Source organism: Bradyrhizobium sp. Unk1, assembly GCF_059512345.1.
Genome location: NZ_JCAMOP010000086.1, coordinates 1 through 12,454 on the forward strand (window position 1 = coordinate 1; position 12,454 = coordinate 12,454).

The 12,454-nt window shown below is 65.3% G+C and carries 9 protein-coding genes; 5 read left to right on the forward strand and 4 right to left on the reverse strand.

Going from position 1 to position 12,454, the window contains the following annotated elements; all coding sequences use genetic code 11:
- Positions 1-262: 262 nt before the first annotated feature.
- The 3 genes from AC5ZFO_RS45780 to AC5ZFO_RS45790 all read left to right on the forward strand — a co-directional run bounded on the left by AC5ZFO_RS45780 (position 263) and on the right by AC5ZFO_RS45790 (position 5,474).
- A complete protein-coding gene (locus tag AC5ZFO_RS45780) occupies positions 263-1,324 on the forward strand; it encodes an acyltransferase family protein (protein ID WP_282525834.1) in 1,062 nt (353 codons plus the stop codon).
- Positions 1,325-1,520: 196 nt separating this feature from the next.
- Positions 1,521-4,562: a DNA polymerase I gene (polA, locus tag AC5ZFO_RS45785; RefSeq protein WP_496123974.1), complete on the forward strand. Its 3,042-nt coding sequence runs from the start codon at positions 1,521-1,523 to the stop codon at positions 4,560-4,562.
- 276 nt (positions 4,563-4,838) lie between these two features.
- Positions 4,839-5,474, forward strand: a complete 636-nt coding sequence (locus AC5ZFO_RS45790) for a LysE family translocator (protein ID WP_282525836.1) — start codon at positions 4,839-4,841, stop codon at positions 5,472-5,474.
- Positions 5,475-5,664: 190 nt separating this feature from the next.
- Here AC5ZFO_RS45790 and AC5ZFO_RS45795 read toward each other — a convergent pair whose 3' ends face one another.
- The gene (locus AC5ZFO_RS45795; RefSeq protein ID WP_282525837.1) at positions 5,665-6,291 is read right to left on the reverse strand and encodes a glutathione S-transferase family protein; all 627 of its coding nucleotides are present in this window, start codon (positions 6,289-6,291) and stop codon (positions 5,665-5,667) included.
- A gap of 171 nt (positions 6,292-6,462) precedes the next feature.
- On the opposite strand from AC5ZFO_RS45795, the gene pyrE reads away from it, so the two are divergent.
- Complete coding sequence (pyrE, locus tag AC5ZFO_RS45800) at positions 6,463-7,026, forward strand: orotate phosphoribosyltransferase (RefSeq protein WP_014491354.1); 564 nt, start codon at positions 6,463-6,465, stop codon at positions 7,024-7,026.
- A gap of 203 nt (positions 7,027-7,229) precedes the next feature.
- On the forward strand, positions 7,230-8,051 hold the full coding sequence (locus tag AC5ZFO_RS45805) for a DUF2865 domain-containing protein (RefSeq protein ID WP_496123975.1): 822 nt from the start codon (positions 7,230-7,232) through the stop codon (positions 8,049-8,051).
- 84 nt (positions 8,052-8,135) lie between these two features.
- Here the strand turns inward: AC5ZFO_RS45805 and AC5ZFO_RS45810 are convergent, their stop codons facing one another.
- From AC5ZFO_RS45810 to AC5ZFO_RS45820, 3 genes are all read right to left on the reverse strand, one after another.
- Complete coding sequence (locus AC5ZFO_RS45810) at positions 8,136-8,567, reverse strand: hypothetical protein (RefSeq protein WP_028154160.1); 432 nt, start codon at positions 8,565-8,567, stop codon at positions 8,136-8,138.
- 319 nt (positions 8,568-8,886) lie between these two features.
- Positions 8,887-9,558, reverse strand: a complete 672-nt coding sequence (gene pdeM, locus AC5ZFO_RS45815; protein ID WP_282525839.1) for a ligase-associated DNA damage response endonuclease PdeM — start codon at positions 9,556-9,558, stop codon at positions 8,887-8,889.
- 53 nt (positions 9,559-9,611) lie between these two features.
- Positions 9,612-12,200 carry a ligase-associated DNA damage response DEXH box helicase gene (locus tag AC5ZFO_RS45820; protein WP_282525840.1) on the reverse strand — a complete coding sequence of 863 codons (2,589 nt, stop codon included), beginning with the start codon at positions 12,198-12,200 and terminating at the stop codon, positions 9,612-9,614.
- Positions 12,201-12,454 lie beyond the last annotated feature (254 nt).

Sequence of the window (12,454 nt, forward strand, 5' to 3'; positions counted from 1 at the left end):
GACCGAAATCCGCAAAGCAGGCTCCGGACACCAGTCCCACATAGCCCGTTCCGATCATCGCGATTCGCATGAAAAACCCTGCTCCAGCTTGGTTAACGAAACCCCAACTCAAGCGGTTTAGCATTTTCCCGAGGGGAGAGAACAGCCCGGATGCAGAAACCGGCACGCGAATTGTACCGGTAAAGAAACCTTAAACCGCAAGGCTTCACACTGCACCACGCCCGCACAGAGCCGGGCGGACCGCGCCTCGAAACGGGACACCATGGCATTATCGGGCACAATTGCCGGAAGCGGGCTTTCCAAGGCCCCCGCGCGTGTCGACTGGGTCGACTATGCCAAGGGCATCTGCATCATCATGGTCGTGATGATGCACTCGGTGCTGGGGGTGGAGATCGCCGCCGGCCAGACCGGTTTCATGCATGTCGCCGTGGCCTTCGCAAAGCCGTTCCGGATGCCGGATTTCTTCCTGATTTCGGGCCTGTTCCTGCCATTGGTGATCGATCGGGACTGGCGAACCTATCTCGACCGCAAGGTGGTGCATTTCGCCTATTTCTATGTCGTCTGGGTGACAATCCAGTTCGGCTTCAAGGCACCGGCATTTGCGGCGGAGACGAGCTGGCGCGAGGTCGGCCTGCTGTACCTGGAATCCTTCGTCGAACCGTTCGGCACGCTCTGGTTCATCTACCTGCTGCCGATCTTCTTCGTCGTCACGAAACTGACACGGCGAGTCCCGCCGCTGGCGATCTGGCTCATCGCTGCCGCGCTGGAGACGGCGCGCATCTCGACCGGCTGGACCGCGATCGACGAATTCTGCGCGCGCTTCGTCTATTTCTTTTCGGGATATCTGTTCGCGCCTTACGTGTTCGCGCTGTCCGATCGCGCGCGCAACCATCCCGCACTTGCGCTGGCGGCGCTTGCGACCTGGGCGCTGGTCAATGCGGGCCTCGTCGCATTCGGCGCCGGCGAATGGAAGATCGTCTCGCTCGTGCTCGGCTTCGCCGGCGCCTGCGCCATCATCACGATGGGCACGCTGCTTGCGCGCGCGCAGTGGTTGAACGTCTTCCGTTTCTGCGGCGAGCATTCGATCGTGATCTACCTCGCCTTCTTCCTGCCGATGGCGGCGACACGAACGCTGCTGCTGCGCACCGGCATCATTGCCGACATCGGCACGGTGTCGCTGATCGTCACCATCGTCGGCGTGATCGGATCGCTCGCGATCTGGCACGCCGCGATGCGGCTCAATGCCCGTTTCCTGTTTGAACGGCCGCAGGCGTTCTGGATCGCGCCGAAGAAGGCCGGCCCCGTGTTGCAGGCGGCGGAGTAGCCGCGCTCTCGGTGTCGTCGCCCGGCTCGACCGGGCGACCCAGTACGCCGAGACGCCGCTGCGTACTGGATTCCCCGCTTTCGCGGGGAATGACAGCGGGGATGTAGGGAATGACAGTGGGGGATAGCGGCACCAGCGGCCCAAAAATCCCCCTCTCAAGGCTGTCAAAGCCCGCAAAAATTCATACATTGCGGCCATGCCCAAGACCTCCCCGAAGACCGCCGCCAAAGCCGACACCAAACCCGCTGCTGACAAGCCTGCTGCCACGCCAGTCGCGGCGAAGGCGGCCGGTAAGGGCGACCACATCTTCCTGGTCGACGGTTCCGGCTACATCTTCCGCGCCTACCACGCGCTGCCGCCGCTGAACCGCAAATCCGACGGCTTGCAGGTCAACGCCGTGCTCGGCTTCTGCAACATGCTGTGGAAGCTGTTGCGCGACATGCCCGCGGACAACAGGCCGACGCATCTGGCGATCGTGTTCGACAAGTCGGAAGTCACCTTCCGCAACAAGATCTATCCCGAGTACAAGGCGCACCGGCCGCCGGCGCCCGATGATCTCATTCCGCAATTCGCGCTGATCCGCGAAGCCGTGCGCGCCTTCGATCTGCCCTGCCTGGAGCAGGGCGGCTTCGAGGCCGACGATTTGATCGCGACCTATGCGCGGCAGGCCAGCGATCGCGGCGCCCACACGACCATCGTGTCCTCCGACAAGGATTTGATGCAGCTCGTGAACGACAAGATCATGATGTACGACACCATGAAGGATCGCCGCATCGGCATTCCCGAAGTGATCGAGAAGTTCGGCGTGCCGCCGGAGAAAGTCGTCGAAGTGCAGGCGCTGGCCGGCGATTCCACCGACAACGTGCCCGGCGTGCCCGGCATCGGCATCAAGACCGCCGCGCAGCTGATCGTCGAATATGGCGACCTCGAACAGCTTCTGTTCCGCGCCACCGAGATCAAGCAGCCGAAGCGGCGCGAGGCGCTGATCGAGAATGCCGAGAAGGCGCGGATTTCGCGCAAGCTGGTGCTGCTCGACGACAAGGTCGAACTCGAGGTGCCGCTGGACGACCTCGCGGTGCACGAGCCCGACGCGCGCAAGCTGATCGCCTTCCTGAAGGCGATGGAATTTTCCACGCTGACGCGCCGCGTCGCCGACTATTCGCAGATCGATCCCGCCAATGTCGATGCCGATGCGTCGAACAGCAGCGGCGCGAGGGCCGGCGGCGACGCCGCCAAGGCAAAAACGTCGGAGACCTCCGGCGATCTTTTCGCCGCTCCAGCCGCGACCGCAACGGGCGGCGACAAGGGCGACAAGTCGGCCGGTCTCAAGGGCGCGCCGATTTCACTGGCCGCCGCGCGCGAAGAGGCGCTGCGCAAGCTGCCGGTCGACCGCAGCAAATACCAGGCGATCAAGACGCTCAAAGAGCTCAACACCTTCATCGCGCGCATCCATGACGCCGGTCATGTCGCGATCGAGACGAGAGCCAACTCCATCGATCCGATGCAGGCCGATCTCTGCGGCATCGCGCTGGCGCTGGCGCCGAACGAAGCCTGCTACGTGCCGCTCGCGCACAAGCAGTCCGGTGGCGGCGCCGGCCTGTTCGACGCGGGTCTCGCGCCGGACCAGGTCAAGCATGCCGACGCGATCGAGGCGCTGCGGCCGGTGCTGGAATCGGCGGGCATTCTCAAGATCGGCTTCGACGTCAAATTCACCGCCGTGATGCTGGCGCAGCACGGCATCACGCTGCGCAACGCCGACGATGCGCAGCTGATCTCCTATGTGCTCGATGCCGGCCGCGGCTCTCACGCGATCGAAGCGCTCGCGGAGCGCTGGTTCGGCCACGCCATGCTGAAGGAGAGCGAGCTGCTCGGCAGCGGCAAGGGCAAGATCACCTTCGACCAGGTGCCGATCGACAAGGCCGCGCCGCTGTCGGCGGAAGGCGCGGACATGGCCTTGCGCGTGTGGCGCGTGCTGAAGCCGCGTCTCGTCGCCGAGCACATGACCGCCGTTTACGAGACGCTGGAGCGGCCGCTGGTGTCGGTGCTCGCGCGCATGGAGCGGCGCGGCATCTCGATCGACCGCCAGGTCTTGTCGCGGCTATCAGGCGACTTCGCCCAGACCGCGGCGCGCGTCGAAGCCGAGATCCAGGAGATCGCGGGCGAGCCCGTCAACGTCGGCAGCCCCAAGCAGATCGGCGACATCCTGTTCGGCAAGATGGGACTGTCCGGCGGCACCAAGACCAAGACCGGCGCGTGGTCGACGACCGCGCAGGTGCTCGATGAGCTTGCCGAGCAGGGCCACGACCTCCCGAAGAAGATCCTGGAGTGGCGCCAGGTCTCGAAACTGAAATCGACCTACACCGACGCGCTGCCGACTTACGTCAACCCGCAGACCCATCGCGTCCACACCACCTACGCGCTGGCCGCGACCACGACCGGCCGGCTGTCGTCGAACGAGCCCAATCTGCAGAACATCCCGGTGCGCACCGAGGACGGCCGGAAGATCCGCCGCGCCTTCATTGCGACACCCGGGCACAAGCTCGTCTCCGCCGACTATTCGCAGATCGAGCTGCGGCTGCTCGCCGAGATCGCCGAGATTCCCGTCCTCAAGCAGGCGTTCAAGGACGGGCTCGACATTCACGCGATGACGGCCTCCGAAATGTTCGGCGTGCCGATCGAGGGCATGCCGAGCGAAATCCGGCGCCGTGCCAAGGCGATCAATTTCGGCATCATCTACGGCATCTCGGCATTCGGCCTCGCCAACCAGCTCGGCATCGCGCGCGAGGAAGCCTCCGCCTACATCAAGAAGTATTTCGAGCGCTTCCCCGGCATCCGCGCCTACATGGACGAGACGCGCGACTTCTGCCGGAGCAACGGCTATGTCACCACGTTGTTCGGCCGGAAGATGTACTATCCCGACATCAAGGCTTCGAACGCCTCGGTGCGCGCCTTCAACGAGCGCGCCGCGATCAACGCGCGGCTCCAGGGCACCGCCGCCGACATAATCCGCCGCGCCATGACGCGGATGGAGGACGCCCTGGTCCAGAAGAAGCTGACGGCGCAGATGCTGCTCCAGGTGCACGACGAACTGATCTTCGAGGTGCCCGACGCGGAGGTCGAGGCGACGCTCCCGGTGGTGCAGCACGTGATGCAGGACGCGCCGTTCCCGGCCGTGAACCTGTCGGTGCCGCTGCATGTCGATGCGCGCGCCGCGAACAATTGGGACGAGGCCCATTGATGTCTTTCTTACCTCTCCCCGCTTGCGGGGAGAGGTCGGATCGCCCCCCGGCGATGCAAAGCATCGTCCGGCGCGATCCGGGTGAGGGGGTACAGGTCTCACCGCTATCTCATCCGCGGAGAGAGGCCCCTCACCCCAACCCTCTCCCCGTAAGAACGGGGCGAGGGAGCGCACCGCGTTCGCCGCACCCGATCGAATTGTCCTCCGTGCAATTGCGCGATGGCTCCGCCGCGCGGCGCATATTAGAACCGTGCCGTCTCCCACACCGGTTCATCCATGCCCCACACCTCCGCCCTGCTCGGCTTCGCCCTCGTCTGTCTTGGTCTCGTGCTCACGCCGGGGCCGAACATGATCTATTTGATCTCGCGCTCGATCACGCAGGGGCCGGCGGCGGGCATCGTCTCGCTCGGCGGGGTGGCGCTCGGCTTCGTGTTCTACATGCTGTGCGCGGCGTTCGGCATCACCGCGCTCTTGCTCGCCATTCCCTTTGCCTATGACGCGCTGCGCTTTGCTGGCGCCGGCTATCTGCTTTGGCTGGCCTGGCAAGCGGTGAAGCCGGGCGGACGGTCGCCGTTCCAGGTGAAGCAGCTCGCGATCGACAGCCCGCGCAAATTGTTCGCGATGGGTTTTGTCACCAATCTGCTTAATCCGAAGATCGCGATGCTGTATCTGGCGCTGCTGCCGCAGTTCATCGATCCCACCGCCGGCAGCGTGCTGACGCAGTCGGTGGTGTTGGGGGCGATCCAGATCGGGATCAGCGTCAGCGTCAACGCGATGATCGCGCTTGCCGCCGGGTCGATCGCGCTGTTCCTGGCGAGCCGGCCGAGCTGGATGCTGGTGCAACGCTGGCTGATGGGCACGGTGCTGGCCGGGCTTGCGGTGCGGATGGCGGTGGAAGCGAAGAAGGTGTGAACTTTCTTACCCTCCCCTGGAGGGGGAGGGTCGCTGCGCATAGAGCGAAGCGGAATGCGTAGCGGGGCGGGGTGATCTCTCCCCACGAGCACTGTTCAACGCGGAGAGACCTTCACCCCACCCCGTCACGCAATCTCGCTTCGCTCGATCGCGTGCCGACCCTCCCCTTCCAGGGGAGGGTAAGCGAAGATCAATCAAGCTTCGCCTCCATGCCCCGCTTCACCGCGGGACGCGCCATCAGCGCCTCATACCAGCGCTTGACGTTGGGAAAATCGGCCAGCTCAACCTTGTGGCGAGGGTGGCGCCAGGCCCAGCCCAGGATAGCAAAATCGGCAACCGAGAGGTCGCCGGCGACGAAGTCGTGGGCCTCTAACCGGCGGTCCAGCACGCCGTAGAGCCGGCGCGTCTCCGCCATGTAGCGCTTCAGGCCATAGGCCCGATCCTGCTCGTTCTCGAGCGCGATGAAATGGTGCACCTGGCCCGGCATCGGGCCGAAGCCGCCCATCTGCCACATCAGCCATTCATAGACGGGGATGCGCTCCGAGAGCGATTTCGGCAGGAATTTGCCGGTCTTTTCGCCGAGATATAGCAGGATCGCGCCGGACTCGAAGATGCTGACGGGCTTGCCGTCCGGCCCCTCGGGGTCGACGATCGCGGGGATCTTGTTGTTGGGGCTGAGCTTCAGGAAGCCCGGCGCCATCTGCTCGCCCTTGGTGATGTTCACCGCCACCACCTTGTAAGGCAGCCCCATTTCTTCCAATGCGACCGAGATCTTGCGGCCGTTCGGCGTGTTCCAGGTGTGCAGCTCGATGGTCATTCAGGCATTTCCTTCCCCGAGATATCTGGCATCCAACTACTCCAGAAGGTTGCACCCCGACAACTGGCGGACCGGGATGGCCGATCCCTGTTGACTCGACCGGTCCCCTCTGGAATGTCGCGGCCGTCGCGGATAAATTCCGCCACCTCCAAAAAGCCCCGAGGGACCGCCGTGTCGAAATCTGCCTCCCGCGCCCGCCTGTTCGAAATCATCCGCCGGCGCTCCTTCGGCCGCGGTGACGTCACGCTCGCGTCGGGCCGCAAGAGCGATTTCTACTTCAACCTCAAGCCGACCATGCTCGACCCCGAGGGCGCGACCCTGCTCGCCGAGCTGACCTATGAGGCGCTGAAGGACGACCAGCTCGATTTCATCGGCGGGCTTGAGATGGGCGCGGTGCCGCTGGCCGGCGCGCTGGCGCAGATCTCCTGGATCAAGGGCCATCCGATCGCGGCGTTCTTCGTGCGCAAGAAGCCGAAGGAGCACGGCGCGAAGCTCGCGATCGAAGGCCTGCCCAAGGGCGAGACGCTCGAAGGCAAGCGCGTCGTGATCGTCGAGGACGTAACCACCACCGGCGGCTCGGCGATGAAGGCGGTGGAATCCGTGCGCGAGACCGGCGCCGAAGTGGTGCTGGTGCTGACCATGGTCGACCGCGAGGAAGGCGCCACCGACACCTTCGGCGCGGCCGGCCTGCCGTTCCGCTCGCTGTACAAGGCGTCGGAGTTCTTGAAGGCTTAAGGCCGGGGGCAGTCCTGGCCGTCCATGCCCGGGCGTTGCCCGGAAGCAACCATCCGCCGGAAGCTGTGCCCGGCCTTGAAGAGGTCACGGCCTCGACTTGAAATCGCCTCCGCTCAACTGCTCATTTACCATCCAGCACTATGGTGAATCATGTGCCGAGACCTCGGAAGGTTCCGGCCGGTTCAGTAGCGTCGGAGTGAGCATTGCGTACAGCCTTGTCCCATGCGCGGCGGCGTCGCGCGACGCTAGTGGCCGCAACCCTGGCGGCCCCGCTGCTTGCGGCTCCAGCCCCGGCTTCGGCCGAAGGCCTGTTCGACTTCTTCTTCGGCGGAATGCAGCGGCCCCGGCCGCAGCGTGAGGTGCCGCAACAGTCGAACTCCTTTGCCGATCCCTTTGCCAGCCAGCAGAATCCCGCAAACCCGCAATATGTACCGCCAACGCGCGCGACGGCGGCCGGCGGCTCGGGCCCGGCTTTCTGCGTGCGCAGCTGCGACGGCAAATATTTTCCGCTGATGCGCGGCCTCGCCTCGCCCGCCCAGATGTGTCAGGCGTTCTGTCCTGCGACCACGACAAAGGTCTATTTCGGCTCTTCAATCGACGGCGCCGCTTCGCAGACCGGCGAGCGCTACGCCGACAGCGAAAACGCGTTCGCCTATCGCAAGGCGCTACGTGCCGACTGCACCTGCAACGGCCGCGAGCCGGTCGGCCTCGCCCCGGTCGATCTCGCGCTGGATTCCTCGCTGAAAGCCGGCGACGTGATCGCGACCAGCGACGGCCTCGTCGCCTATACCGGCATCCGCGTCGGCAATGACCAAGCCGCGGACTTCACGCCGGTTGCCTCCTACCCCGGCCTCACCGCGCAGGTTCGCGCGCGGCTCGGCGAGATGAAGGTGGCCCCGGTGCGCGCGGAGACGGTCGCGGCAGATGCGCCGGCCTCAGTCGAGATCGTGCGCGAGGCGCTGCCTGACGTGACGGTGCCGAAGACCCCTGCACAGAAGCCGGCGAAGCGGGCGGGGCTGGATTAGTTCAGTCTCGTGTCCCGGACGCGGCGCGGCATGAAATGACGCGACGCTGAAGAAGCGCTGCGTTACGTCGGGGGCAGGAGACCGTCACCTGCCGATGATCACCCCGATCACGTTCGGCGCCGCCAGATATTTTTCCTCGATCGCCGCGCGCGCGGCGGCGCGGTTTTCCTGAGTCAGCAGGCCGCGCTTCTCGGCCAGGATCATCCAGCAGAAGCCCCACCAGTCGGTGAGCATGCCCGCCTCGCCGATGAGGTCGTAACCCTGCTCGGCTGCGAAGATGCGCGCATGCGCTTCGTCCAGCGTGTCGAGGAACAGATGATCCTCGACCGAGAACAGATCGTCGCTGACGTCGTCGATGGTGTAGCCCCAGATCGACTGGCACACCGCGTTGAACTCGCGGTCGAACTGGTCGTCATCGACCGCATAGCGCCGCGCCGCCTGATGCAGCCGCGACAGCGAGCGCGCGAAATCGGCGATCCGGGTGAGGGCAAATTGATCGAAGGCGATGGTGGACATGTAGTCCTCGCAAAGTCTGACAGACGCTAGATATTGTGTCGGCAACGCGCCGAATCACAATGATATATCAAAGACTTACTAAAGTGTTCTTAATTTGTTCCGACGCAGAGGGTGAAGTCCGACTGGCGGAATCGAAAGGGGTCGCCTCTCAGCGACCCCTTTGCCGGTTGCAATCGTGTTCGGGATGAAATCCAGCCCCGGCAATAGGCAAGTTAGAGGTACCTATGGACTTAGGCGATTCCGGATAAGTACTGGACGTAATCCTGTCCTATTTTCCGTTGACCGGCCCGATGGATCCGGTTCGCACGAGGCCGGAACCTCAATAACAGCGCGAGGCCGCAATGGCGTGGACGCGGCGGTCTCCGAGCAGATGGGCGACAAAGCCATTGCTGGGAAAGATCTTTGCGAACGCGGCATCGCGGATGCTGAGACCGCCGGCATAGGCACCGAAGGCCGGCATCACGGCGCGCATCCCGTCACTGGCGAAGCAGCGGCGTTCCATCGAGCGGCCGCGTGCGGAGACGCGCGCCTTCGGATGCAGATGGCCGGCGATCTCGCCGCGCGCACCGGTCGGCTCATGGCGGAAGGTGATCGGGCCGATCGCGACTTCGTCGGCGACGGTCCCGCCCAGATCGCGCGGCAGCATCGGATCGTGATTGCCCGAGATCCAGATCCAGTCGCGGCCGGTCTGGAGCGCAGCGACAGCATCGCGATCGTCGGACGACAACCGCTCATGCGCGGTCCGGTCGTGAAAACTGTCTCCGAGCGCGATGATCACACGAGGGTCGTGGCGCGTGACGACGGCGGCGAGACGGCTGAGGGTTGCGAGCGTATCATAAGGCGGCAGCAGCACGCCGCGCGTCGCGAAGCTGGACCCTTTTTCCAGATGCAGGTCGGAAACGACGAGCAGACGCTGCTCTTCCCAGAACAGCGCGCCGGAGAGATCGGCTGCGAAGGTCACATCACTGATGGTGACTCTGGAAACGCGCATGTCTTCCACATCCCCTGAAACCAGCGCGCCCAACTTCACGTCCGAACCTGCTCTTATCCCATCGCCTCTTTGACCAGCTCGTCGGCGGCTTCCGCCAGGAGCTCGTCACCAGCTTCGCCATAGACTGACTCGCGGCCGATTTCCAGCATCACGGGGACGGCGAGCGGGGAGACATGGTCGAGTTCCCGATGCGTGATGCGGCCGTGGATGCGGGCGAGCATGTCGCCGAGGCGGCGCAGATCGAGCAGGCCGGTGGCGGCGTCGGCCCGGGCGGCGCGCAAGAGCACGTGGTCGGCCTGATGCTTGCGCAGGACGTCGTAGACGAGATCAGTCGAGAACAGCACCTGACGGCGGCTCTTCTCCTCGCCGGTATGGCGGCGCGCGATCAGGCCGGAGATGATCGCGCAGTTCCGGAACGTACGCTTCATCAAGGCGGATTCGGCAAGCCAGGCTTCGAGGTCGTCGCCGAGCATGTCGGGATCGAACAGCGCATTCAGGTCGATCCTGCCGTCCCGGATCATGAAGGACATGTCGCCGAGGGTCCAGACCGCGATCGCATACTCGTTGGCGACGAAACCGAGCGGCCGGGCGCGGGCGCGCTCGAGCCGGCGCGTCAGCAGCATGCCGAGCGTCTGATGCGCGAGGCGCCCCTCGAAGGGATAGCAGACGAGGTAATGCTTGTTGGCACGCGGAAAACTCTCGACCAGCAGTTCGCGCACCGCCGGCACGCGCGATACGTCCTTTTGCAGCGACAGCCAGTCACGCACCTGCTCGGGCAAGCCGTTCCACGCACGCCCGTCGTCGAGCAGCCGCCGCACACGTTCGGCGAGATAGGTCGAGAGCGGAAACTTGCCGCCCATATAGGACGGCACTTTCGGATCCTTGTCATTGGCGCGCGAGACGTAGACCTGGTCCTCGACGAGGGTTTCGTAGCGCACCACCTCGCCGCTGAACACGAAGGTGTCGCCCGGGCTCAGGCCCTCGATGAAGGCTTCCTCGATCTCGCCGAGCAGCCTGCCTCCACGCGCGATCACCCCCGTCGAGCCGCCTGCTTTTCCTTGCCCGCCGCCGCGCGAACGCACCAGGCGCACCTTCAACATGTCGTCCTCGACGATGGTGCCGACATTCATCCGGTAGCTCTGCCGCACCTTTGGATTGGCGACGCGCCAGCGCCCTTCCTTGTCCTGCTTGATGCGGGCGAAGCGCTCATAGGTCTTCAGCGCGTAGCCGCCGGAGGCGACGAAATCGACGACGTCGTCGAAATCCCGGCGCGTAAGATCAGCGTAGGGCGCCGCAGTGCGGACCTCAGCGTAGAGTTCGTCAGAAAGAAACGGCTCGCCGCAGGCGCAGCCGAGCACGTGCTGGGCGAGCACGTCGAGCGCCCCGACGCGCAGCGGCGGCGTGTCCTGCGCATTCTCGGCGATGGCATCGATGGCGACGCGGCACTCCAGCACCTCGAAGCGATTGGCCGGCACCAGCACCGCGCGCGAGGCCTCGTCGAGACGGTGATTGGCGCGGCCGATCCGCTGCATCAGGCGCGAGGCGCCCTTGGGCGCGCCGATATTGACGACGAGATCGACATCGCCCCAGTCGACGCCGAGGTCGAGCGAGGAGGTGCAGACCACGCCGCGCAGTCTGCCCGCCGACATCGCGTCCTCGACCTTGCGGCGCTGGGCGACGTCGAGCGAGCCGTGATGCAGCGCGATCGCGAGGTTGTCGTCGTTCATGCTCCAGAGATTCTGGAACAGCATCTCGGCCTGGCTGCGGGTGTTGACGAAGACGAGCGTGGTCTTGTTGGCCTTGATCAGCTCGTAGATTTCGGGAAGCGCGTGCCGCGCGCTGTGGCCGGCCCAGGGCAGGCGCTCGCTTGTATCCAGCATCTCGACCAGCGGCGGCGCGGCACCGCCGGCGACGACGATGTCGGCGGCCGCCTCCTTCCCGCCCGGCTGCGGCACCAGGAAGCGCGCAAGCTGGTCCGGCTCGGCCACGGTTGCCGACAGGCCGATCGCGCGCAGCTGCGGCGCCAGCCGCCAGAGCCGCGCCAGACCCAGCGAAAGCAGATCGCCGCGCTTGGACGTCACCAGCGCGTGGAGCTCGTCGAGCACGATGCGTTTCAGCGAGGAGAACAGGAACGGCGCGTCGTCGGAGGAGAGCAGCAGCGCGACCTGCTCAGGCGTCGTCAGCAGGATATCGGGCGGATAGCGCCGCTGGCGCTGCCGCCGCGACACCGGCGTGTCGCCGGTGCGGGTCTCGACCTTGATCGGCAGCCCCATCTCCGCAATCGGCCGCTCGAGATTGCGGGCGATATCGACGGCGAGCGCTTTCAGCGGCGAGATGTAGAGCGTGTGCAGGCCATCGCTGCGGCGAACATCGCGGCCGGTGGAGACGAGGCTTTGCTTCGCCCTTCCGTCCCGCTCGACCGGCTGCGTCGAGAGCTCCACCAGCGTCGGCAAAAATCCCGCCAGCGTCTTGCCCGCGCCGGTGGGCGCGATCAGCAGTGCGGAACGATCCTCGCGCGCCTTGTCCAGCAGCGCGAGCTGATGCTCACGCGGCGACCAGCCGCGGGCCGCGAACCACGCCTGGAAGCGGTCGGGCAGCAGCGTGGCCGGCTCGGCCGGGATTTTGAGGATGCGGGGCGGCACGGCATCACAGGTAAGCCGTGGGGGTGGGTTCGTCGAGGGGTGGAGATGTGAATAGCGGGCGCCGCTTTTCCCTCTCTCCTTGCGGGAGAGGGTGGCTCGCCGCGACAGCGGCGAGACGGGTGAGGGGTATCTCTCCGCGCGTCATTCTCTTTCGCGTACGTGGAAAGAGACCCCTCGTCCGGCGCTTCGCGCCACCTTCTCCCACAAGGGGCCTGTTGCGTAATTCGTCAATTGTGATTCCCTCGGGCAAAGCC